Here is a 22,939-nt window from a genome sequence, read left to right as displayed (position 1 = left end):
TTGCCGGGGCAAAGGGATTGGTCCGAGGCGGCCGGATCGCGACCGCCTCGGTGAATATTACTGCCAGACGACGATCGGCGCCTTTGTCGGAACGCGGTCGTAGAGATCGATGATATCCTGGTTGAGCAGCCGCACGCAGCCCGACGAGACGGCCTTGCCGATCGAGCGCCAGTCCGGATTGCCGTGCAGGCGGTAGAGCGTGTCCTCTCCATTCGAGAAGATATAGAGGGCGCGGGCGCCGAGAGGGTTCTTCAGACCCGGCTCCATGCCGCCGTTGTCGATCGAATATTTGACGAGTTCCGGCTGGCGAGCGACCATCTCGTTCGGCGGCTTCCAGCGCGGCCATCTCTGACGCCACTGGATGACGCCCGACCCCTGCCAGGCGAAACCCTCGCGGCCGATGCCGACGCCGTAACGCATTGCCATGCCGTCGCCCTGGACGAGATAGAGGAAGCGTGACGGCGTATCGACGACGATGGTGCCGGGGGCCTGGCCGGTAGGATCGACGACGCGCTGGCGATAATAGCGCGGATCGATCTGTTCGTAGGGAACAGCGGGAATGAGAAACCCGCCGTCCTCGACGGGGCCATACATGACGGCAAGCTCGGCCCCGCTCGGTACGCTCGACGTTTCCGGCGACTGGAACAGGCGCATGGGCGAACGGTAAATGATCGTTTGATCGCCTGATGTCACGGTGTTGGCCGAGGAGGCGCAGCCGGTGAGCGCGGAGGCTGCGGTCAACGCCGAAAAGGAAAGAAAGCTACGGCGGGAAAGATGTCTATCGAAGCTCATGACGCGGGACTGATTTCCTTTGATACGGGAAGCCGGACGAGACATCGGCTAAACCGATGATTCGTCCAATGCCGGTAACGACAATAGGAAATCTATCGGCTTGCGCTAAATAAACCATAGCTTCACGCAGACGTGTCCGACCCGCAGCGGACGATATGGGCTGCGCTGTTGCAGCGCTACATCACAACGATCTCGGCCCTGGCTGGAATGCGGTTATAAAGATCGATGACATCCTGGTTCAGCATGCGCACGCAGCCCGACGAGGTGGCCTTGCCGATCGACTGCCAGTCGGGGGTGCCATGGACGCGGTAGAGCGTATCCTGCCCGTCCTTGAAGATATACATGGCGCGCGCGCCGAGCGGGTTCATCAGCCCTGGATTCATGCCGCCATTTTCCGCCCCGAAGGGACGAACCTCAGGCTGGCGCGAAACCATTTCGACCGACGGCGTCCAGCGCGGCCATTTCTGCTTCCACTGGATGACACCACGGCCGGACCAGGCGTAACCGTCGCGGCCGAGGCCGACGCCGTAGCGCATCGCCTTGCCGTTGCCCTCGACGAAATAGAGGAAATGCGCCTTGGTATCGACGACCACGGTGCCGGGACGCTCGGCCGTCTGATAATCGACCTCCTGGCGCAGGAACTGCGGCTGCACGCGGCTGACCGGGATTGCCGGCAGGGTGAAATCCTCGTCACGAAGCTCACCGTACATCGCCATATGCACGGGATTGGTAACCGGCAGGCCGTAGGTCTGGTTGAACTGGGTCTGGTAGAGTTCGCGCGTCTGCGGCACCGGCTGATCGGGGATCGGCCGCACCCGGCGCGGATCGACGCCGGGCGGCTGATAGAAGACCGGCGAGGTTTCCTGGACGAAGCGGGCGGGCGAATCGGCGGCGACATCGGGAATGAGGATGTTGCAGCCGCTCAGCGACGCAACTGCAATCACGAGCCCGGCAATCGGGAAGACCCGGCGCAGAAAATTCATGGAACCACCCTTATCAACGATCGGCGAGACAGCGATATCTGCCGGAATGATGGCATCTGCGGCTGGCGCGAGGCTGGTGTTGAGGTAGGAAAGCCGGGCTAAGACGACCAGAGCCGTCGGGCTTCGCCGCGAAGCGCAGCGATCGCCCGCACGGCAAGGTCGCCGTCCATCTGCAGAACGCTTGCGGCATGTCTCAACTCGGTCTCGTCCTCAAGTCTGGCGAGGACCCAACCGATCTTGCGCTCAATGTCTTGCCCATAAGCTTCCGTCGCCTTGAGAACGGCGACAGCGGGAACTTCCACGTAGCGGGTGAGAAGCATGCCGAGATCGATAGCATCACGATAGGCGACGGCCCTGTCCTGGCAGCGGTCGGCATTGGCGAGCAGTTTTTCGGCGAACATATCAGGCAGCGACAGCATGGGAACACTCAGCCGAGGATCGACAGTACCTTCAAGAGCAATCCGCGCCTCGCGCACGATTTCGAAGCGAATCGGCTGCCCGTCGAGGGTAAGGACCGTGCGGATGCCGTATTGATCTGTCCTGAAGTCTCGGAGTGCGGCAACCGGCCTTCCGAAAAAGGCTCCTACTCCGCTTTCGACCGCCGCCATACGCAAGGCGCGATATCCCTCGCCATCCGCACAGAGAAAATCGACGTCGAGCGACAGTCGGTATTCGTCGAGATGCATGACAATGGCGGTTCCGCCGGCAAACCAACACTTGTTGGCCAGAAGAAAATCAGTCGCCATCAGCCGAAGGGCCGCGGCGATGATGCGATGTTCCGGACGTCTGAATTCCATGGTGGCCACCCGATTTCCGCCCAAGCCTAAACGCGAAGGATAAAGAAACGGAAAATCAGGAAACGAGCAGGACGCCGTTACCATAGGTGGCGGCCAGATCGCGGATCAGTTGCACCTCCCGCTCGGTCAGCCTGCCGGTATCGACGAAACGCCAGTTGCGTTCATAAAGCGCGAAGGCCTCGTGGGCAGGCATGGCGCGCGCAGGATCACGATTCCAGGCGAGCGATTTCAGCTCGGGGAAGTCGTTCGGCACAATCATGCTCTCTGGCATGCTCTTAGCGTTCGTCGTCATTACAGCAATATAGGGCCAATGGCCCTCTATTTGAAGCGGCTGGAAATTCAGGCCGCCACCCCATGGAAAAAGCGGATGCTCTGATCGATCTCGGTCGGCAGCGCCGAGGTGTGGTTGCCGGCGACGGTTTCAGTCTCGATCTGAACGCCGGCGCCGCGGGCGCGGCGGGCAAGCAGATCGGCGCGATCGTTGAAATGCGGCTCGTCCGTACCGTGGACGACGCGGACCGGACATTTGAAGCTGTGGGCGTAGCACAGCGCCGAACGCACCTCGAATTCATGCGTATTGCTGTCGTCGAAGCGGATATCCTGCGGATAGCGGTTGAAGAAGCGGAAGGCGTCGGGGTTGCCCGAAATCGGCGCGGCGGCGCGGAATTTATGGGTAGTCATCGCCGTCAGCATGGTCAGCGTGCCGCCGATGCTGTGGCCGGCGATGAACAGGCGTTCGGGATCGACACCCGGCAGATGCGCCAGGCGCTCGGTGGCAGCGAGCACGTCGTCGACCTCGTCGTAAAATCCGGAGAAATTGCCCATCTGGCCGTTTTCGCCGCGCAGCGACGGCATCATCACGACATAACCGGCATCCATATAGGGTTTCATCAGCTGCCAGTGGCCGATGCCCATGGCATTGCCGCCATGCAGGAAGAGCACGGCAGGCTTGGCGGCGCGCTCGCGCTTGTATTTCGAGACCCAGGCCGCCAGTTCCAGCTCGCCGTAACCGGAACGGTAGAAGATCTTGTCGGCGTCGGCAGGCGCATTCAGCGATTCGTATTTGTCGGGCGCCGGGCCCTTCTGCAACAGCTTGGTGCGGAAATGGTGGCGGACCTTGGCGTAGTCGTGCTTGGCAAGGCGCGGCTCATCCGGGACATCGAAAGCTGCCGCCATACGCGGCAGGACAAGTGCACCGGCAAGACCCGCCAGAACGGCACGGCGTTGATGGAAAAAGGAATTTTGTTCACGCGAGCTCATAACGCAGCATCCATCATTTCCCCGGCCATTCTAAATGAGCATGATGCCGTCCGAAAACCGCTTACACTTTTCGCCATCATGCTCTGGAAAATCTGCACCGGAAGATCGCTGCCGCCAATACACATCGTGTTGAAAATATTGCCCTGCGTCATTTTGCGCAGCATCATGCCGGCTTGGCCTCGATCATGGCGATCAGCGTGCGCAGCCGGTCTGCCTCGTAGGAGGGTTTGTCGGGGCGAAGGCGGGCGATACGGGGGAAGCGCATGGCGACCCCCGACTTGTGCCGGGTCGAGCGGTTGATGCCCTCGAAGGCCACTTCGACGACGAAGCCGAAATCCTTGTCGGCGCGCACGGCCCGCACCGGGCCGAAGCGCTCGGTGGTATTGTCACGCACGAACTTGTCGAGCACCTCGAGTTCGGCATCGGTGAAGCCGAAATAGGCCTTTCCCACCGGCACCAGCTGTTCGCCGTCCTGGTCATCGGCCCAGACGCCGAAGGTGAAATCGGAATAGTAACTCGAGCGCTTGCCGTGGCCGCGCTGGGCATACATCAGCACCGCATCGACATTATAGGGGTTACGCTTCCACTTGAACCAGGGACCCTTCATGCGGCCCGCCTGATAGACGCTGTCGCGGCGTTTGATCATCACCCCTTCGATGACCGGATCAGGCGGCGCGGCACGCAGAGCGTCGAGTTCTTCCCACGACGAGAACGGCACGAGCGGCGAGAGATCGAAACGGTCGTGGGGGGCGCGATCGATGATCTCGGTCAGCCGATCGCGGCGATCGACATAGGTAAGACCGCGAATATCTTCCTCATCGTCGAAGAGCAGGTCATAGGCGCGGATGAAGGCGGGGTAATCGCCAAGCATCTTCGACGTCACCGTCTTGCGGTTCAGGCGCTGTTGCAGGTCGGAGAAGGTTCGGGTCGGGCTGTTGGAGCGGGCAGTGCCGCCGACCAGCAATTCGCCGTCGACGACACCGGAAAAATTGATCGCGTCGAGAACATCGGGAAAGGCGCCTGAAATGTCGTCGCCCGAGCGGGAATAGATCTTGCGCCTGTCGCCGGAGCGGGAGAGCTGGACACGGATGCCGTCCCATTTCCATTCAGCGGCGTAGTCGGCCGGATCAAGGCCGGTAAGGTCGCCCTCCTCCACTGCATTGGCGAGCATGACGGAATGGAAGATCGCCGGTGTGGCAAGCACCGGTTTTTCGCCGCCACCTGCCAGCCATTCGAACAATGTCTGATAAGGCGGCTGCAGGCCGTGCCAGAGGGTTTCGATCTCGGTGACGTCCTTATCGCCGAGATCGGCCAGCGCCTGCTTGGCGAGGCGGGCGGAAACGCCGATGCGCATGGCGCCGGTCGCCAGCTTGATGAAGGCGAAACGACCGGACGGATCCAGCCGGTCGAGCAGGTCGCGAACGAAGCTGCGCACTTCTGTGCGGCCGAGCGCATTCATGCCGGTAACGACCTCGCCGAGACGCGGCTGGGCGAACGCCGAACGGTCGATATCCCTTTCATTGTCCCAGACAAGCGAGATGGTTTCGGCGAGATCACCGACATAATCATAGGAATAGCGGAACAGCACCTCGTCCATGCGCTCGAGTACCAGCTCGCGCAGCATGGCGGGCTTGACGTTGCGCACCTCCAGCGTGCCGGCGATGGCGGCAAGGCCATAGCCGCGGTCGGGATCCGGCGTGTCGCGGAAATAGTCGGTCAGAAGCTTCAGCTTGCCGTTGCGGCTAGGGGTGAGCACCAGGCGGTCGAGGAGATCGGCAAAGGCTTTCATGGGTGCCTCCCGACTCTTGAGGAAGCCCCCTCCCCAATGGCGTATGGAAAAGGCCCCTCCCCAACCCCTCCCCACAAAGCGGAGGGACTAAGCTGTGGCACCGCCTCGCAAACCAACAAGCCGACCGCATGCTCGGCGCTGGAAGATGAATGCAGCGAGGGCCCCGCGTTAAGCCCCTCCCCCTTGTGGGGAGGGGTTGGGGAGGGGTTTTCAGCAAGAAACTCCATCCTCAATCGCCCTCGTCCTCATAACCCACCAGATGCAGCGGTTTCGCCCTGATGCCCTGCAATTGGCACCAGCGCACCAGGGCTTCCTCGCGGCCATGCGTCACCCAGACCTCGGCCGGGTGCAATTCCCGGATGGTTTCCGTCAGCTCCGGCCAGTCGCAATGATCGGATATGACGAGCGGCAGTTCGACGCCGAGTTGTTTGGCGCGCTGGCGCACCATCATCCAGCCGGAGGCGAAGGCCGGCAGCGGCTCGTTGAAGCGCCGGGCCCAGCGATCGGCGAAGGCCGATGACGGGCCGATGACGACCGCCCCCTTGAAGGCGGATTTGTCGCGGCTTTCGATCGTCGCCGGCAGCAGTTCGCCGAGATCGATGCCCTGCTCGATGTAATAGTCGCAGAGTTTTTCCATGGCGCCGTGGATATAGATCGGTTCGGCATAACCGGCATCGCGCAGCAGCCGGATGACGCGCTGGGCCTTGCCGAGCGCATAGGCGCCGACGAGATGGGTGCGCTCGGGAAATTGCCTGAGCGATGCCAGCAGCTTGGCCGTCTCCTCCATCGGATCGGGATGATGGAAGACCGGCAGGCCGAAGGTCGCCTCGGTGATGAAGACATCGCAGGCAACCGGCACATAGGCCGCGCAGGTCGGGTCGGGGCGGCGTTTGTAGTCGCCGGAGACGACGATGCGGGTGCCGTTCTTCTCGATGGCGATCTGGGCGGAGCCGAGCACATGGCCGGCCGGATGAAAGCTCACCTTGACGCCGTTGACCAGCAGTTCCTCGCCGAAGGCGGCGGCTTGCTCGCTGGCGCAGAAACCATCGCCGTAACGCAGGCGCATGATGTCGAGCGTCTGGCGGGTGGCAAGCACGTTCACATGGCCCGGGCGGGCATGGTCCGAATGGCCATGGGTGACGAGCGCCTGCTCGACTGGCCGCACCGGATCGACATAAAAGCCGCCTTCCGGGCAATAGAGCCCCTCCGGGGCGGGATAGAGCAGCGCATCAGGTCTCATGGAAGGAGAGATAGCGGGAAATGGGCGCGAGGCCAGAGGGCGGGAAGAAGGGACTGGCGAATGCACCGGAAGCGATCACTGCGCAAGCTCGTCTCCGTCGTGACGTTGGTCGAAAACACTCGGACAGTACCGAGCATGGCCGCCTTTCCTGAAGACGGCCATGCTGACCCTCCGTGGCTGCGACAGAAGGCCGTTGCTCAGGCGATCGGCGTCATCAGCAGGCTCGTTCCGTCGTGGCCAACCAGCATGTCCACCGAGCTACCTGCATGGACGTCGACCGGCTGCGGGAAAGTGTGAAGAACCTGGAGCCATCCTCCATCATGATAGCCGTCGGGGTGGTTATCGAAAACCACACCCTCGATCAGATCGACCTTCATCCACTGGACGACCCCGACGGCGGCGCCGTTTGCCTGCACAGGCACCGTTATCTTACGCAGCGCTGCAGAATGTTTGCGGGCGGTGAGATCCACTGCAGCGATCTCGAAATCGTCCGAAAGCCTGGTCCACTCGGTCATCGTGCCGTGAACGGGCAGGCGCAAAGGGGCAAGCGCATTGAACTGCGACATGTCGAAGCCGGAGACGTCGCCGACATGGGCATAGTTGGAGAGCGTTTCGCTGGCAACCAGGCAGCCGATGGCGGAGGCGGCGCGTGGAATGACGATCGCGTCCTCGCGGACCAGCCGGGCGTGGGCGTCCTCGAAGGTTTTCAGCACGCCTTCGGCAAGGAGATCGCTCGAAAGAATCTCGGAAATCAGGATGTCGGCGCGGGCTTTCATCTCTCTGCCGACGGAAAGTTCGGTCGAGGGCTTTTCGAAGATGTCGATCTGTTCGCGATAACCATTGGCGGCAATGATCCTCTCCGCCGTCTGCGCTATGGCCGGCACACTCTCACAGGTCGCGATATTGGTGGCGCCGGCGCGCGCCGCCATCATCGACAACAGGCCGCTCCCCGCGCCGATATCGAGGATCTGCGCATCGGCTCCGCGCAGCTCTATGGCAAGGCGGATTGCCGCTTCAAAGGCATCGTTGCGTCGATTGTCGTTCATCATGGCGATGTGCCAGAAGGGCACGATCAACGAGGAGATCCGTCTTATCTGATGCCGGGCATTGATATTGTCCGGCTGCAACCGCAGAACATGACGGAATTCGGCCAGCGCCTCCGGCTGGCGGCCGGAATCGGCCAGTGCGACGGCGAGGTTGTTACGCACGAGAGGATTTTCCGGTGACAGGCCACGTGCCATCTCATAGCAGCCGACCGCTTCCGCCGACCGGCCGAGCTGACGCAGCAGCGCACCTTTTTCCATCAGGGCGACGAGATGGCCGGGATTGAGGCCGAGCAGCTTGTTCCAGTAGTAAAGAGCGGTTTCTGCATCACCTCTCTTTGCGACGACATTCGCCAGCAGCGGTAGGATGTCTATCGTGCGATAGTCCTTGTGGAGGACGCGGACATAGGCTTTCTCGGCGCTTTCGAGATCGCCCGAGGCCTGAAAACTCATAGCGTCGCTCAGCGATTTTCGCGCGATCGAAACTCGCTCGTCAATATCGATACTGATCATTCCTGCTCCGTGGCCTTCTCAAGACAAGTGGAGGAGCCGCGGATCGAGCACACGCCATCGGGCCGCGCAACCTGCCCATGCATAGGAAATCACATGAGCGGGCGGCGGCTCGAAGGTCTTCGTGAGCGAACGATAAAACGAATCCTTCCCACAGGACCCTACGTTTGCCGTTCCGAAAAAGTTACTGAATTCTTATGAAATTGCGCTGCCGCGGCTCAACGCCGCAAGTCTTCATTTTTTCGTGTGCCGATGTCATCCAGGAAGGCGACCACCGCGGCGTTGAAATCAGCCGGCCGCTGCAGCGGCGCGAAATGGCCGACGCCTTTGAGATAGATCATCTCGGCGTTCGGAATGCTGCGGGCAAGATATTCGGCATGGTCGGGCTTGATGAATTCGTCGTGCTCGCCAAGCACGATCGCGACCGGCACGCGGATCAGGCCCAAGTCGGCCGCCTTATAGTTCGGCTCCGTCCGCATCATCAGGCTGACCGCCTCGACGAAAGGATTGAAATCGTCCGGAGTGGCGGACAATGCGGCATAATCCCTGGCATGACGGCTGAAGCAACGGTCGATGACCGGGGTGGGCACGAATTCCCGCGTGCCGCTCGGATCCATGTTGCAGGCGAAGAAGAAGACGCCCTCGACACGGGACGACGCCGTCATGGCGAGAATCAGGGCGATGCAGGCGCCGTCGCTCCAGCCGACGATCGCCGCCTTGTCGAGATGCAGCTCATCCCTGACGGCGAGCACATCTGAAGCCATCAGCTCATAAGTATAGGGACGGTCATCGCGGGTGCTTCTTCCATGGCCACGGCTGTCGATCAGGACGACACGGCGGCCGCTGCGCAAGAGAGCCGGGATCTGATAGCCCCAGTTGCCGCTGTTGCCGAGGCCACCATGCAGCAGAATGACGGGAGGGCCGGCGCCGTAACTCGCATACCAGATGCGGGCGCCGTCATGCGCGACATGACCGTCGACTGCTGCCGGCGGCAATGGGGCCGCGCCGTGCGCCTCGAAATGGATGAGCTCGTCGTCGTCAAATTCCATAGCGATCAGTCTCATTGGCGTCGCAGCATAGAAAAACCGGAATACAGCCCAAGAACAACCGGAATCGCTTTCTAGCACTTGCCCGTCGATACAACCAGAGGGGGATCAACTTTGGGCAGGAAGTTTTTCTATTGTGCGGCGGCAATCGCCGTCGCCGCGGCGGGCATCTACCTCAACAATACCAGCCTGCTGGCGCAACATCGGCCGGGAAAACCACGAGCCGCATGCTGGCGCCGAAACACGGCTATCTCGAAAACACGCTTCCGTCGATGCAGGCAGGCTTTGCGGCCGGCGCCGATATCATCGAGATCGACGTGCATCCGACGACGGACGGGCAGTTCGCAGTTTTTCACGACTGGACGCTCGATTGCCGCACCGACGGCCATGGCGTCACCCGCGAGCATTCGATGGCTGACATGAAGAGGCTCGACATCGGCTATGGCTATACCGCCGATGACGGCAAGACTTTTCCCTTTCGCGGCCGGGGTGTCGGCATGATGCCAACCCTTGCCGAGGTACTCTCGACCTTTCCGGATCGGCGCTTCCTCATCAACGTCAAGAGCCGCGATCCCTCCGAGGGCGAAAAGCTCGCCACCGTGCTCAACGGACTTTCCCGGGAAAGACGAGCCGAGATCATCGTCTATGGCGGTGACGAGCCGATCGACGTGCTCCGCCTGATGGCACCCGATATCAAGACCGCCTCGCGCAAGAGCCTGAAGGGCTGCCTCGCGGGCTATATCGGCTATGGTTGGACCGGCCTGCTGCCGGACGAATGCAAACACGCGATGATGCTGGTGCCGATCAATATCGCGCCGTGGCTCTGGGGCTGGCCGGATCGTTTTCTCAACCGGATGCAGGATGCCGGGACCGAGGTCTTCGTGCTCGGTCCCTATCGGGGCGGCGATCTTTCCACCGGCATCGACGACCCCTCGCAACTGGCGCGGCTGCCGCCGAACTATGCGGCGGGCATATGGACGAACGAGATCGGAGCGATCGGCAGGCTTGTAAAATAAGGCTCAGAGGCTCCGCGCCCGCAGCAATGCCGGGATCTCCTCCGGAGAGACCGGTTTCGAGAAGCGGTAGCCTTGCGCCTCCTCACAGTGCACCTGGCGCAGGAAATCCATCTGGGCGTCGGTTTCGACGCCTTCAGCGAGAACCGAGAGCCTCAGCGTCTGCGCCAGCGAGATGACGGCCGAGGCGATGGCGACGGAGGTCTTGTCGCCCGGCAGGGCCTCGACCAGCGAACGGTCCATCTTCAGGCGGTCGAAGGGGAAGGTCTTCAGCGCCGCCAGGCTGGAATAGCCGGAGCCGAAATCGTCGATCGACAGGCGCACACCAAGCCCCCGCAGCGTTTCCATCATGGCGAGCGCGCGTTCGGCATCCTGCATCACCACGCTTTCGGTGACTTCAAGCTCCAGCCAGCGGGACTGCAGGCGGTGGCGCTCCAGCGCTTCAGTGACATGGGTTGCGAAATCCGGATCGGCGAACTGCTTGGCAGAGACGTTGACGGCGATCGTCAGCGGCGTCAGGCCCATGTCCTGCCAGAGGCGTGCCTGGCGGCAGGCCTCGTTCAGCACCCAGAGACCGAGGGAAACGATAAGGCCGGTCTCTTCGGCAAGCGGTATGAAATTAACCGGCGGCACCCTGCCCTTTGCCGGATGGTTCCAGCGCACCAGCGCCTCCAGCCCGGTGATGCGCCCGGTGGCGACATCGACCTGCGGCTGGTATTGCAGGAACAACTGCTGGCCAGTGATCGCCTGGTGCAGTTCCTCCTGCTCGCCGAGCGGCATTCCCACAGGCGTGCCGCCGCCATCGTGATGTTGCAAAGTATTGCGACCGAGTTCCTTGGCGCGGTACATGGCGCGGTCGGCATTGGCGAGAAGCTCTTCCGAGGTCGCTCCATCGAAGGGGAAGGCGGCAACGCCGATGCTGGAGGTGACGGTGATCTCGCCGTCCGCGCCGCGGATCGGCCGGTTGATCGCCTTTTGCAGATCGCGAAGGCGGCGCGTGATGCCGGCATCGTGGCTCGACTGGTGGACCAGCACGACGAGGAATTCGTCGCCGCCGAGACGCACCACCATATCGGACGCCCTGACGCTGTTGGCCATGCGGGCGGCGATCTCTTTCAGAACCTCGTCGCCGGCGGCGTGGCCGCGGCCGTCGTTGATATCCTTGAAATTGTCGAGATCGATATAGGCGACGGTCACCTTGCGGTTGTTGCGCCGGGCCTGGTCGAGAATGCTCGCCAGCCGTTCCTTCAGGAAAGCGCGGTTCGGCAGGCCCGTCAGATCGTCATGATGGGCCATGAAATGAATGCGGTCATCGACACGCTTGCGTTCGATGGCGATGCCGGCGATATGGGTGGCGAGCGCCACCAGCGTCATTTCTTGCTCGGTGGGACGGCGGACTTCCCTGGAATAGAGCGCAAACGTGCCGAGCACATTATTCTCAGATGTGGCGATCGGCGTCGACCAGCAGGAGCGGAAGCCGAACGGCGCGATCAACGCGCGAAAATCCTCCCAGAGCGGATCGCTCATCACGTCGTCGACGATCACGGTCTGACCGCGCCACGCGGCGGTGCCGCAGGAGCCGACCTTGGGCCCGATCGTGACACCATCGATGAGGCGGCTGTAGCCGCCGGGCAGATTGGGAGAGGCGCCGTGATAGAGCCTCGTGCCCTCGCCGTCGAGCAGCAGCACCGATCCGTCAATCCCATCCAGTTGCGCCTCGATCATCAGTACGAGCGCCTCGAGGATCATCGGCAACGGCTCGTTGCGGGCGATCATTTCGAGTAGGCTCGCCTGGCCGCGATGCAGATCCTCCTGGCGCTTGCGTTCGGTGATATCACGGGAAACACCGATCAGGCCAAGGATCTCGCCGCGATCGTTGCGCAGCGGTATCTTCGAGGTCAGTCGGCATATCGGCCTTCTGCTGCCGGGAAGGACGTAGGATTCCTCCATGTCGATGCGAGCTTGGCCCGTCGCCATGATCTGCTGCTCGATGTCGAAATGGCGGCACGCCGTCTCGAAATCGAACAGGTCGAAATCGCGCTTGCCGGTGATCAGTGCAGCGCTCTCCAAGCCAAGGCTGCTGGCGGTGACGGCGTTGGCGAAGACGAAGCGGCTGTCACGATCCTTGACGTAGAGGAAATCCGGAAGTTCGTGGAGAATCGCCTTGAGGCGCAGGTTCTCGATGCCCTCGGAAAGCTGGTGGGCGGTCGATGCCATCATTGCCTCGGTCGCGGCGATGATACGTCGCGTTTCGGCCGTCAGGGCATCGGTTGATTCCCATCGCCTGGCAGCCAATTCGTGCATGATGCCATTCCCCCTGCGGCCGAAGGCCGTTTCCCGCACTCGCCATAGAATTTCCCTTAAAAGTAGTCCTCATTTCCTTCGGCTTGCTTAAATGAAAGAGTGAACAAGAGGACAATAAAAGCGGCGAGATCCTGCTGTCAGCCTCGGTCATAAACGGCAATTTTATCGGCCTTTGCCCAGCTTGCGCCGAAAAAACACATGCCCGCCTGGCACGTTTCCTGCTACGGACGCGTTGTAACAAGAGATCCCGGGATGCCCTCACGCCGCGACATGCTTCTCTTTCTTGCCGCCTCGGCCGTTGCGGGAGCGGCATCGCGCGCGCTTGCCTCGCCGCTGACGGCGACCGCTCAGCCCGATCTGCGCGGGGCAATCGACGGGGTGGAATATCGCGCCATTCCCGAAAGCGGCGACCGCAAGACCCGCAACCTGCAGCAGATGATCGAGCAGGCGGCGCGCGAGAACGTACCGGTCTTCCTGCCGCCCGGTACCTACCGGGTCTCCAATCTCACTTTGCCGGATAATACGCGTATCACTGGCGTGCCCGGCGCCTCCCGGATCGTCTATACCGGCGAAGGCCATCTGTTTGCGGCCGAGAACGTGCGGCGGATCGAGCTTTCCAATCTCGTCATCGACGGCGGCAACCGCTGGCTTGGCGACTATGCCGGCGGGCTGTTGCAATTTACCGGCGTCGACGAGGTGCTGATCGACAATTGCGAGATCGGCGGCAGCCGCAAGCACGGCCTGCAACTGGAGCGCTGCGGCGGGCGGATCGAGCGCAGCCGCATTTCGGGGGCTGGCCAATCCGGGCTTTACGCGGTGGACTCCACCACCCTCTCGGTCACCGGCAATACGGTCTCGGATTGCGGCAATGGCGGCATCCTCGTGCATCGCTGGAAGAAGGCGGAGGACGGCACCGTTGTCTCCGGCAACCGCATAACCAACATCCGCGCCAATGATGGCGGCACCGGGCAAAACGGTAACGGCATCAACATCTTCCGCGCCGACGGGGTGATGGTGGCGAACAACCACATCTCCGACTGCGCCTTCACGGCGATCCGCGCCAATTCGGCCTCGGACATTCAGATCAGCAGCAACCAGTGCCGGCGTTCCGGCGAGACGGCGATCTATGTCGAATTCGCCTTCGAAGGCGCCGTCGTTTCCGCCAACATGATCGACGGGGCGGCAAACGGCATTTCGATCGCCAATTTCGACGAGGGTGGCCGGCTGGCGAGCGTCACCGGCAATGTCGTGCGCAACCTGACGCTGAAGGGACCTTACAAGCACGAAGTCGGTTTCGGCATCGGCATTGCGGCGGAGGCCGATACGCTGATTTCGGGAAATGTGATCGAAGGCGCGCCGCGCTGGGGCCTGCAGATCGGCTGGGGTCCGTATCTGCGCAACGTCGTTGTGACGGGCAACGTGGTGCGCAAGGCGCCTGTGGGATGCGCCGTCTCGGTCGCCGATGGCGCCGGGACCGCCGTCATCACCGATAATGTTTTCCAGGAGACCGCCGAAGGCGCGGTTTTGGGCTTTCAGTGGGAGAAGAAGGTCTCCGGCGAGATGGCGGGCGGCGGCTCGCCTTATGCGCAGCTGACCGTCGAGCGGAATCGCATTTCCTGAAGCCATCAAAAGCTTTCATCATCCCATCAGCCACCAGGACTTTTCCCACGCTGATCCGGCATTTACGATCTTGCGGACAACATCGGGGGGATATGGGCATGCTGACAATCTACGGAGTTTATCGCTCGCGCGCCTCCCGCGTCTATTGGATGGCGGAGGAGCTTGGGGTCGAATTCCGCTCGGTGCCGGTGCTGCAGGCAAGGCGGCTGGCAGATCCGCTAGCGCCCGAGGCGCCGCTCAACACGCAGTCGTCGGAATTCATTGCCGTCAACCCGATGGCGCAGATCCCCAGCATTCGGGATGGCGATCTCGTCATGCACGAGTCGCTGGCGATCAATCTTTATCTCGCGCGTCGATATGGCGGACCGCTTTCCGGCCAAACCGTCGAGGAAGACGGATTGCTGACGATGTGGACGGTCTGGGCGGCTTCGCAGGTCGAGCCGCATACGGTGAAGATCGTGCTGACCTATGATAACGGGCTCGAAAACAGCGAAGAGGGCAAGCAGACGATCGCGGTTGCCTGCCGCTCGCTGCGCAGGCCGCTGGCAGTTCTCGAAAATCACCTTGTCGGCCGGCCATGGATCGTCGGCGACCGCTTCACCGTCGCCGATCTCAACCTCGCCGAGGTGCTGCGCTACGCTCAGACCGCAGAGGCGCTGTTCGATGCGCATCCGAATATCAAAGCCTGGATCGGGCGCTGCCAGTCCCGCCCGGCTTACAAGGCCATGCAGGCGACCCGCGGCAAGGAGCCGATCGAGGTTTGAGGGCTACTGGAAGAGCGTGAGCGTGCCGGCCATTTCCTCGCGGATCCAGGCCTTGAAATCCTTCACCTTTTTCGGCTCGCGCGTGCCTTCAGCAGTGACGAAATAGTGACCGAAGCCGGTCGGCGCGCGAATGCCGAAAGGGGCGGCGAGCCTGCCTTCAGCAAGCGCAAAGGCGGCAAGGGTCTGCCAGGCAAGCATGACGCCCTGGCCTGCAAGCGCCGCATCGAGGCAGAGCGAGGCGTCGTTGAAGACGTGACGGGTCGAAAGCGTAGCACCTGATAGTCCGACCTCACGCATCCAGACCTCCCAGGTGAACATGGCATGGCCGTCGATGATGGCAGGCAGTTGGAGGATATCGGCGGGCTCTTTCAATGTCGCCGCCATCTCCGGGGAACAGACGGGAAAGACCTCCTGTGCCAGCAGCAGTTCGGCCTTCACATCCGGCCATTTGCCGCTGCCGACGCGGATCCCGATATCGACGTCGCAAAGCGCCGGATTGACGAGATTGGTGGTTGCATCCAGCCGCAGCTTAATGTCGGGATGGCGCTCGGCGAAGCGATCGAGCCGGTAGACGAGCCAGCGGGCGGCGAAAACCGGGGCCACCGAGATCGTCAGGATGGTATCGTCCTTGCGGCTCGCGATCGACACCGCCGCCGAAAGACGGGCGAACCCCTCGTCGAGCGCGAGCAGCACCGGTCGGCCGGCTTCGGTGGCGATCATGCCCCTGGCGGTGCGCTCGAAAATCACCTGGCCGAGCTGGGCTTCGGCCTTGATAACCTGCTGACTGACGGCGCCGACCGAGACACCGAGTTCGTCGGCGGCGGCCTGGAGCGAGCCGAGACGGCCGACCGCTTCCAGCGCGCGCAGGCCGTTGAGATGGACTATATTCAGGTTCTTCATATAGTTTTTCTATAGCGCCGCCGCATTAATCTCAATTGAAAATCTGCCTGTTGAGGCCGACATTGCAAGCATAGGCAGTCCATTCGAACATGCAGTCTGCGAGAGATGCGATGGTTCAGAGGGCGTTAGCCACTGCATATCTATTCCGCACCACTGAGAAAGCGAGGCATACCATGTCGTTGCTGAAGTTTTTCTTGAGACCAGTTCTTCCTGTGGATAGCTCAGAAATTGCCCCGACCTGGAAGGATGATCCGCTCCGGCATCCCGAGGTCGAACGCATGTCGCTGCGCGAAATCGCCGATCTGCCGCTCGGGATGCCAGCCGGCTTTCCCAAAGAGGCCAAGCCGCCGCTGGCGAAATGCGCCTGAAGATATGGTAGGTTCGCCCTGGCAGAAAGGGCGGAACCATGGCCGGCGATGTCGATGCGGTTTTCGAACGTCTGAAGCGGCTGGCGGCGGAAGCCGGGTTGCCCGATGTCGAGGAGAGCACCTCCTATGGCAATCCGGCACTGAAAGTCGGCGGCAAGAGCTTTGTCGCGGTGAAGAATACCGAGACGATCGTGATCTCGATTTCGCTCGACGACAAGGATCACCTCTTGGAGATGGCACCCGACGTCTATTTTCAAACCGATCATTATGTCGGCTGGCCGCATCTGCCGGTACGCGCCGCCGTGATCGGCGACGAGGAATTGCGGCTGCGGCTGGTCGGCGCCTGGCTGTTCCGGGCGCCGAAGAAGCTTGCCGCCGGATTTAAGGATCAGGCCCGATCGTAGGCCAGCGCCCGCTGCACGGCGGGACGCTGCAGCATGCGGGCGTGATGGTCGCTCGCCTTTTCGAACCGGGCGGGATCGACGCCATCCGACGGCAGCCAGTCGGTCATCACGAAGAGATAGGGATCGGCGAGCGAATAGGCTTCGCCCATCACCCACGGGCCTTCAAACATGGTCTGCTCGATCAGCGTGAAACAATCGGCCATATTCCCAGGCACCTTGGCCTTCATCGCCTCGATTGCCGCCGGCTCATCGGCCCAGCGCGAGCCGCGCGGACGATGGGCATGGTTCACATGCACGGTCGAGCAGATATAGCTGTTGAAGGACTGAAGTCTCGCAAATTCGAAGGCATCGTCAAACGGCGCCAGCCTGGCGGCCGGCGCGCTCTGGGCAATATAGGCCAAGATCGCCGGCGTTTCCGTCAGCACGCCATAATCGGTGACCAGTGCCGGCACCCGGCCCTTCGGGTTGATCTTCAAATAGTCCGGCGAACGCTGTTCGCCATCGCGGAGGCTGATCTTCTTGACTTCGAAGGCCAGGCCGGATTCTTCCAGGGCAATAAGGCTTGCGAGCGCGCAGGTTCCCGGCGCGTAGTACAATGTCAGCATGGTTCTCGACTCCCTTTCGGCAAGGGTTATAGCGTAGGGGTGGGCGGGCTGGAACTGGGGAGATTGGGTTTTGATCGTCCTTGGCACACCAGGACAAATGGGGTGCGTTGGTCGCGAGCGAAGGGCAATGAATGGTGTGCCGTGTGGCCCCCTCATCCGCCTGCCGGCACCTTCTCCCCGCTGGGGAGAAGAGATTCGTGGCAGCACCTCACTTCCTCTGAAAGCGTCTGTTGCGGAAACGAGGGCGATCGGCTTGCTCCCTCTTCTCCCCAGCGGGGAGAAGGTGGCCCGAAGGGTCGGTTGAGGGGGTGAGCGGCAAAGCCGCGAATGCGCTGAGCGTAAGCGAAGGGCAAAGCGCGGGCGCAGCAATCCGCTCAACCGCAGCCCGGAACGTCTTCCAGCCGGTGCCAGACCGGGATACCGCGTTCCCTGGCGATGCGGACGTCGTTGTCCGCTCCCTTGGAATCGCCGGGTAAGCGCAGCACACCCTCGCAGAGCTGCAGCAGCCGGCCGGCGACCGGGTGGAAGATCTCTTCGTAGAGCGCGTCGCCGACCGACCGGCCGCCGGCGGCGCGCCAGATCGGCAGGGCCACCCATTCGCCGATCATCGGCACATGGCCGGCCTCAAATAGCGCGTGCGAAGGCGCTTCCAGCCGCTTCAGGTTGGCGGCCATCTTTTCCGGGTCGTCGCCCGTTCCGGACCGATAGGGCCCGGCAATCAAAATCAACATGATCCACTCCTTCGCTCCGCTTCTGCGTGAGCACTCCCGGTCTCATGCACGGGATTTCGTGAAAATGCACGATATTTCTTGAATGTCGAGTCGCGTCGTGCAATATCGGGCTATTATGTCTAATTTCGTGCAGGGAACCATGCTGACAACCCAACGCAAGACCCTCATCCTCGACATCCTGCGCCGTGACGGCCAGGTGATCGCCAAGCGCGTGGCCGAGGATTTCGCCCTTTCGGAGGACACGATCCGGCGGGACCTCAGGGAAATGGCGGCGGAGGGGCTGTTGAAACGGGTGCATGGCGGGGCGATGCCGCTGGCGCCTGATTTGCCTGACTTTACCGCACGGCGCAGCGTCTCGTCTGAGATCAAGGCGCGGCTCGGGGCAGCGGCGGCGGCGATGGTCAAGCCGGGCCAGATGATCTTCCTCGATGGCGGCACGACGACGGCGGAGATCGCCAGACACTTGCCGCGCGACATGCCGCTGACGGTTGCGACCCACAGCCCGACGATCGCCGCCGAGCTCGAACACCACCCGACGGCCGAGGTGATCCTCACCGGCGGACGGCTTTACAAACATTCGATGGTGGCAACGGGGGCAGCGGCTATGGCGGCGATCTCGCAGCTGCGCCCCGACCTCTTCTTCCTCGGGGTGACGGCCGCCCATCCGGTGCACGGGCTTTCCACCGGCGATTTCGAGGAAGCGGCGATCAAGCGGCACATCGCCCGCTGCGCGGCCGAAACGCATGTGCTGCTGACCGAGGAGAAGTTCGACCTCGTCTCGCCCTGCCCGGTGCTTGGCATTTCCGAGGTGGCGGGGCTGATCGTGCCGGCGGAGATGACGGCCGAACAGCTGAAACCCTATCGCGATCTCAACGGCGCAATCGCCGCAGCATGATGGTGCTGCGGGAGGGCTGCGGTCCCGCAGCATGCGGCAGGAGGCTTGCGGCAAGGGCCGCGATGAAGGTTGCCAATACGGCATAGGCCGGCGCCATGCTGCCGGTTCCAAAGGTCAGCACCGTCTGAAGATATGGCTGCGGCAGCGCGATGACGACGGAAAGTGCCGGCAAGTCGAGCAGCGTCCCGGCGATCCGCGACAGTTCCGGCATGAAGGCCGCGCCGGCAAGCGCGCCGTAGACCGCCGTCAGGCGGAGTGTGAGGCGCAACGGCACCGAGGCGGCAAGCGACAGTATGTCACCATCCTCCAAGGCAAAGAGGAGATAGGCTGCGAAAGCCGCCAGAAACAGAAAGGCGACCGGCAGCGCCGCCAGCGTGGCGGGTTGCGTCAGGGCCGCCGCATCCGCTGCAACGAAGAGCAGGATCGGCGTGGAGGCGACGAACCACACGGCGACGATCGGCCCCCAGAACCAGATGAGCGAGAGCGTGTGAAGACGGAGCAGCGTCGCCATGAAGAGTATGCCGATCGCAGCCCAGATGCAGGCGGGTTTGAGCACGCCCGATATCAGCCGGAGAACCGGCTCGCAGGTGCCGGCCATATCGCCGCAGCCGGACAGTTGGATCGTGAGCCAGGTGATATAATCGAGGCTCAACGTGGCGAACATGAAGATGCCGATGCCTATCAGCATCCACCAGAGATAGCGGCCTGCAAACATGCCCTGCCCCCATGGCTTCCAGGACTGTGCTCACGTCGCCGCGAAAGGGTGCATCCGCGATCGCAGGACGTACCCTTTTATATTAGGTAATTCTTATTTTTCTAATAACTTATATATTCCAGCTCGCACTCACCCGACCAAGGCGGAGGTGACCCTGACATCGCCGACATGGATGCCGTTCCAATTGCGCATCGGCGTCGCGGCATAGGCCATCAGGCCCGCATGCACCTCATCGTCCGTCTCGAAGAAACGGGCGAGTGTCGCCGCCACCATGGCTTCGGCGGCGCGGGTCATGCCATCCTCGCATTTGAGCGCAATGGCAATGCCCTTTTCCGGGATCGCGGCGCAGAAGACGCCTTCGGCACCTGTCTTGCAGAAGATACGGCCGGGGGCGATCTGCATCAGCGCCGTGCAGGCGCGGCCGGACCCCGCGACATAGAAGGGCTCGGCCATACAGGCCTCGATCAGCCGGCGGGATGCCTTGGCGCGCAAGGGTTCCAGACCAATGCCAGTCATCATTTTGGCAAAACCGTGGGCAAGGCTGCGCAGCGGCACGGCATAGGTCGGGATAGAACAGCCGTCGGTGCCGCAGCTATCGGCGCCAAGCGCGGCGCCTGTCAGGCTTTCCATCGCCGCGCGGATCTCGACCTGCAGCGGGTGCTGATAGCCAACGTAACCCTTCGGATCGAGGTCCTGATGGCAGCAGGCGCAGATGAAACCGGCATGTTTTCCCGAGCAATTGTTGTGCAGCGCGGTCGGCGCCTCGAGCGTCCGGGCCTGCTGGATCAGGATCTTCTGGCTCATCGACCAGTGGGCGCCGCATTCCAGCGCTTGGGCATCGCGACCCGCGCGCGTCAGCATGGAGTGGGCCAGCGCCACATGCTCGTCCTCGCCATTATGCGAGGCGCAGGCCAGCGCCAATTCCTTGTCACCGAAGCCATAGGCATCGGCCGCACCACTCTCGACCAGCGACAGCGCCTGCATCGCCTTGCAGGACGAACGCGGGAAAATGGCGGCCTCGATGTCACCCAGCGAGAAGACGAGCTTGCCGTCGCCATCGACCACAGCCACCGCGCCGCGATGACGACTTTCGACGAGCAGGCCGCGGGTGACTTCGACGGTGACGGGATTGGTCATGAGCTTTTATCCGGATGCTGGCGGGAAGAGGCAGCCATAACGCGTCACGCGGGGAAAGCCAACGGGGTTGACGTTTTGCAAGGCTTAGGCGCATGCGCGAGTGCCCGCCAGATGGAGCACCGGGTCGATATGTGGCTGGACGTCACCCCACTCTCCGTCATCCTCGGCCTTGTGCCGAGGATCCATGCCCGGTGCTGATGGATGCCAGCGTAGATCCTCGGGTCAAGCCCGAGGATGACGGAGGGTGGGGTGAGCCTCGCTGCGAGCTCGTTCGGCAATCACATCGTCCAAATATTCATCACATAAATTGACCGAAGCGATCGGAAACTATCGTTTCTCTGATAGGTCAGATGCAGCTAAGAGTGGTGCATCAGGAATCATCCCCATGTCATCCACCTTTTCCTTGATCCTTCGCGATAACAGGATCCGTATTCCGACCGTGACACTCGTCGCGCTCGCCTTCACCTATGCGTCGACTGCGCCCTACCAGTCGATCATCGGGATCAATGAACTCGGCTTGAGCAATGGCGCCTATTCGGCGCTGGTGTTCTTCTCGGCAATCGTCAACGTTACGACGAGCCTGACGCTCGGCATCTGGTCGGACAGGCTGAAAGAGCGCCGGCCGCTGGTGCTCGGGCTTTCCGTCGCGGGCATGCTCGGCTTCGGGTCGATCGCGATCTTTCATAGCCCCGTGATCTTCATCTTCTCGACGCTGTTGCTGGTGCCGATGAGCAATTCTACCTATTCGCTGCTGTTCGCCAGCCTGCGCGCCAGGACCAACCAGATGGACCGCGGTCAGGGGGCGGCGATCACCGCAACGGTGCGGGCACTCTTTTCCGGCTCATGGGCGCTGGCGCCGGGGTTGATCGGCTTCTATCTCGTCAGTTCGCCGTCGATGACGCCGGCCTATGGAATAGCGGCATTGGCAAGCTGCACCTGCTTCTGCCTGTATTTTTTCTTCGCACCCGGAAATGGCTCAGGCGGCCCTGCCCCCGATCCAGCCGGCTTCTTTGCTTCGCTAAAGCGGATTTTCGTGCCGCATGTGCTATCGCGCGTCATCGTCATGGCGATGCTGTTCGGGCTGCAGCGGCTGAACAGCATGCTCCTGCCGCTGATCATCACCCATGCGGCCGGCGGCACCGTGGTCGATGTCGGCTTCATGGCCGGCTTGACCGCCTTGCTCGAAATGCCGTTCATGATGGCGTGGGGCTTTGCGCAGCGCCGCTTCCGAACGGTGCATGTGCTCGCCTTCGGCGCGTTGATCTATTGCGTCTATCTGCTGCTGCTCGGTTTTGCTTCCGCGCCCTGGCACATCTATGCACTCCTCCTCTTCAATGCCTGCGGGGCGGCAGCGATCCTCAGCGTGCCGATCACCTATCTGCAGGACCTGATCGCGGACCGGCCGGGGCTTGGAACCTCGCTGATCTCGCTGAACACGTTCATTGGGGTTGGCATCAGCGCCGGCCTCTTCGCCTTCGGCACGGCAATCACCGATTATTCCGGCACCGCCTTCGTCGGCGCGGCCGCGGGTCTCGCATCGATTGGAGTGCTGCTCTATCTCGAAAGCAGCCGCCGGCAGGCGCGGCAGCTGGCGTGAAGTGCAAGCCGCTTGCGAGCGATACGGTCACGCGGCGGGAGGTGTTCCGCGGCGCTTGAGACACAACTCGGCCCAGGAGATTGCCGAAACCGGCCCCTCATCCGCCTGCCGGCACCTTCTCCCCGTAAACGGGGCGAAGGGACATTGTCGCGCCCTCTCCGTTCCCACCTCGCTCTCGCATGGCACGTCGCCTCTCCCCGTCAGAACGCTAGGGCATATACATAAGTCGGTGCGACGGATTGACTCGGTTTGCGGGGGTCGGATTCCTTTACTGCTGGCTGTATGATTGTTTTGGCGACGTTTTGATTTGGGAGCGTCGCCGATGGATGTAGGGCATGATTTTTCGTTGGGCCGGTTTGGAGATCGTCGTCTCGATAAAGGGGGGCGGTGCTGCTCCGTCGCATTGTGCTGCGCGAGACGGTTTGC

General features: G+C 62.2%; 22 protein-coding genes and 1 pseudogene. 7 read left to right on the top strand and 16 right to left on the bottom strand.

The annotated features are described in order from the left end of the window. Nucleotides 1-57: 57 nt before the first annotated feature. The 10 genes from ACIPSK_RS23970 to ACIPSK_RS23925 form a co-directional block, all read right to left on the bottom strand. Complete coding sequence (locus ACIPSK_RS23970) at nt 58-792, bottom strand: L,D-transpeptidase family protein (protein ID WP_017963459.1); 735 nt, start codon at nt 790-792, stop codon at nt 58-60. A gap of 176 nt (nt 793-968) precedes the next feature. Beyond that, the gene (locus tag ACIPSK_RS23965; protein ID WP_017963458.1) at nt 969-1,775 is read right to left on the bottom strand and encodes a L,D-transpeptidase; all 807 of its coding nucleotides are present in this window, start codon (nt 1,773-1,775) and stop codon (nt 969-971) included. A 98-nt stretch (nt 1,776-1,873) separates the two neighbouring features. Continuing rightward, nucleotides 1,874-2,572: a nucleotidyl transferase AbiEii/AbiGii toxin family protein gene (locus tag ACIPSK_RS23960; RefSeq protein WP_017963457.1), complete on the bottom strand. Its 699-nt coding sequence runs from the start codon at nt 2,570-2,572 to the stop codon at nt 1,874-1,876. A 55-nt stretch (nt 2,573-2,627) separates the two neighbouring features. Beyond that, nucleotides 2,628-2,831, bottom strand: coding sequence for a hypothetical protein (locus tag ACIPSK_RS23955; protein WP_026154065.1), 204 nt, complete (start codon nt 2,829-2,831; stop codon nt 2,628-2,630). 80 nt (nt 2,832-2,911) lie between these two features. Further along, nucleotides 2,912-3,832: an alpha/beta hydrolase family protein gene (locus ACIPSK_RS23950; protein WP_162118126.1), complete on the bottom strand. Its 921-nt coding sequence runs from the start codon at nt 3,830-3,832 to the stop codon at nt 2,912-2,914. Continuing rightward, nucleotides 3,829-3,999, bottom strand: a complete 171-nt coding sequence (locus ACIPSK_RS23945; protein WP_162118049.1) for a hypothetical protein — start codon at nt 3,997-3,999, stop codon at nt 3,829-3,831. Before ACIPSK_RS23945 ends, ACIPSK_RS23950 begins: the two co-directional genes overlap by 4 nt. Continuing rightward, entirely contained in the window at nt 3,996-5,621 is a 1,626-nt protein-coding gene (locus ACIPSK_RS23940) for a cisplatin damage response ATP-dependent DNA ligase (protein ID WP_017963453.1), read from the bottom strand. The genes ACIPSK_RS23945 and ACIPSK_RS23940 overlap by 4 nt, the downstream gene beginning before the upstream one ends. A 229-nt stretch (nt 5,622-5,850) precedes the next feature. Then, nucleotides 5,851-6,861: a ligase-associated DNA damage response exonuclease gene (locus ACIPSK_RS23935; protein ID WP_162119580.1), complete on the bottom strand. Its 1,011-nt coding sequence runs from the start codon at nt 6,859-6,861 to the stop codon at nt 5,851-5,853. Nucleotides 6,862-7,058: 197 nt separating this feature from the next. After that, the gene (locus ACIPSK_RS23930) at nt 7,059-8,417 is read right to left on the bottom strand and encodes a tetratricopeptide repeat protein (RefSeq protein WP_162119581.1); all 1,359 of its coding nucleotides are present in this window, start codon (nt 8,415-8,417) and stop codon (nt 7,059-7,061) included. 215 nt (nt 8,418-8,632) lie between these two features. Continuing rightward, a complete protein-coding gene (locus ACIPSK_RS23925) occupies nt 8,633-9,463 on the bottom strand; it encodes an alpha/beta fold hydrolase (RefSeq protein ID WP_162119582.1) in 831 nt (276 codons plus the stop codon). 111 nt (nt 9,464-9,574) lie between these two features. Between ACIPSK_RS23925 and ACIPSK_RS23920 the strand changes: the two are divergent. Next, a pseudogene (locus ACIPSK_RS23920) lies at nt 9,575-10,476 on the top strand (glycerophosphodiester phosphodiesterase family protein). Nucleotides 10,477-10,479: 3 nt separating this feature from the next. On the opposite strand, the gene ACIPSK_RS23915 reads toward ACIPSK_RS23920, so the two are convergent. Continuing rightward, nucleotides 10,480-12,777: a sensor domain-containing protein gene (locus tag ACIPSK_RS23915; RefSeq protein WP_162119583.1), complete on the bottom strand. Its 2,298-nt coding sequence runs from the start codon at nt 12,775-12,777 to the stop codon at nt 10,480-10,482. Nucleotides 12,778-13,029: 252 nt separating this feature from the next. Between ACIPSK_RS23915 and ACIPSK_RS23910 the strand changes: the two genes are divergently transcribed. Next, the gene (locus ACIPSK_RS23910) at nt 13,030-14,397 is read left to right on the top strand and encodes a TIGR03808 family TAT-translocated repetitive protein (protein ID WP_162119584.1); all 1,368 of its coding nucleotides are present in this window, start codon (nt 13,030-13,032) and stop codon (nt 14,395-14,397) included. Between the two features lie 98 nt (nt 14,398-14,495). Continuing rightward, nucleotides 14,496-15,161, top strand: a complete 666-nt coding sequence (locus ACIPSK_RS23905; protein ID WP_162119585.1) for a glutathione S-transferase family protein — start codon at nt 14,496-14,498, stop codon at nt 15,159-15,161. 3 nt (nt 15,162-15,164) lie between these two features. Here ACIPSK_RS23905 and ACIPSK_RS23900 read toward each other — a convergent pair whose 3' ends face one another. After that, the gene (locus ACIPSK_RS23900) at nt 15,165-16,061 is read right to left on the bottom strand and encodes a LysR substrate-binding domain-containing protein (protein ID WP_162119586.1); all 897 of its coding nucleotides are present in this window, start codon (nt 16,059-16,061) and stop codon (nt 15,165-15,167) included. A 173-nt stretch (nt 16,062-16,234) separates the two neighbouring features. On the opposite strand from ACIPSK_RS23900, the gene ACIPSK_RS23895 reads away from it, so the two are divergent. Continuing rightward, nucleotides 16,235-16,429 carry a hypothetical protein gene (locus tag ACIPSK_RS23895; RefSeq protein ID WP_162119594.1) on the top strand — a complete coding sequence of 65 codons (195 nt, stop codon included), beginning with the start codon at nt 16,235-16,237 and terminating at the stop codon, nt 16,427-16,429. 38 nt (nt 16,430-16,467) lie between these two features. Then, nucleotides 16,468-16,833 (top strand): MmcQ/YjbR family DNA-binding protein, encoded by a 366-nt coding sequence (locus ACIPSK_RS23890; protein ID WP_162119587.1) that lies wholly within the window; start codon nt 16,468-16,470, stop codon nt 16,831-16,833. Here ACIPSK_RS23890 and ACIPSK_RS23885 read toward each other — a convergent pair. Both ACIPSK_RS23885 and ACIPSK_RS23880 read right to left on the bottom strand, forming a co-directional pair. Then, the gene (locus ACIPSK_RS23885) at nt 16,818-17,438 is read right to left on the bottom strand and encodes a glutathione S-transferase family protein (RefSeq protein ID WP_162119588.1); all 621 of its coding nucleotides are present in this window, start codon (nt 17,436-17,438) and stop codon (nt 16,818-16,820) included. The genes ACIPSK_RS23890 and ACIPSK_RS23885 overlap by 16 nt on opposite strands. Nucleotides 17,439-17,812: 374 nt before the next feature. After that, nucleotides 17,813-18,169, bottom strand: a complete 357-nt coding sequence (locus ACIPSK_RS23880) for a DUF4406 domain-containing protein (RefSeq protein WP_162119589.1) — start codon at nt 18,167-18,169, stop codon at nt 17,813-17,815. A 139-nt stretch (nt 18,170-18,308) separates the two neighbouring features. Here ACIPSK_RS23880 and ACIPSK_RS23875 point away from each other — a divergent pair, with 139 nt between their 5' ends. Beyond that, complete coding sequence (locus ACIPSK_RS23875) at nt 18,309-19,064, top strand: DeoR/GlpR family DNA-binding transcription regulator (protein WP_162119590.1); 756 nt, start codon at nt 18,309-18,311, stop codon at nt 19,062-19,064. On the opposite strand, the gene ACIPSK_RS23870 is transcribed toward ACIPSK_RS23875, so the two are convergent. After that, on the bottom strand, nt 19,039-19,779 hold the full coding sequence (locus tag ACIPSK_RS23870) for a hypothetical protein (protein ID WP_162119591.1): 741 nt from the start codon (nt 19,777-19,779) through the stop codon (nt 19,039-19,041). The two genes, ACIPSK_RS23875 and ACIPSK_RS23870, sit on opposite strands and share 26 nt — an antisense overlap. A 129-nt stretch (nt 19,780-19,908) precedes the next feature. Next, nucleotides 19,909-20,916, bottom strand: coding sequence for an asparaginase (locus ACIPSK_RS23865; RefSeq protein WP_162119592.1), 1,008 nt, complete (start codon nt 20,914-20,916; stop codon nt 19,909-19,911). A gap of 385 nt (nt 20,917-21,301) precedes the next feature. Between ACIPSK_RS23865 and ACIPSK_RS23860 the strand changes: the two genes are divergently transcribed. Then, nucleotides 21,302-22,513 carry an MFS transporter gene (locus tag ACIPSK_RS23860; RefSeq protein WP_162119593.1) on the top strand — a complete coding sequence of 404 codons (1,212 nt, stop codon included), beginning with the start codon at nt 21,302-21,304 and terminating at the stop codon, nt 22,511-22,513. Nucleotides 22,514-22,939 lie beyond the last annotated feature (426 nt).

This window comes from Rhizobium sp. LARHSG275, from assembly GCF_052871115.1.
The sequence above is the reverse complement of the archived record's forward strand: the minus strand, read 5'-3'. Positions and strand labels throughout refer to the sequence as shown.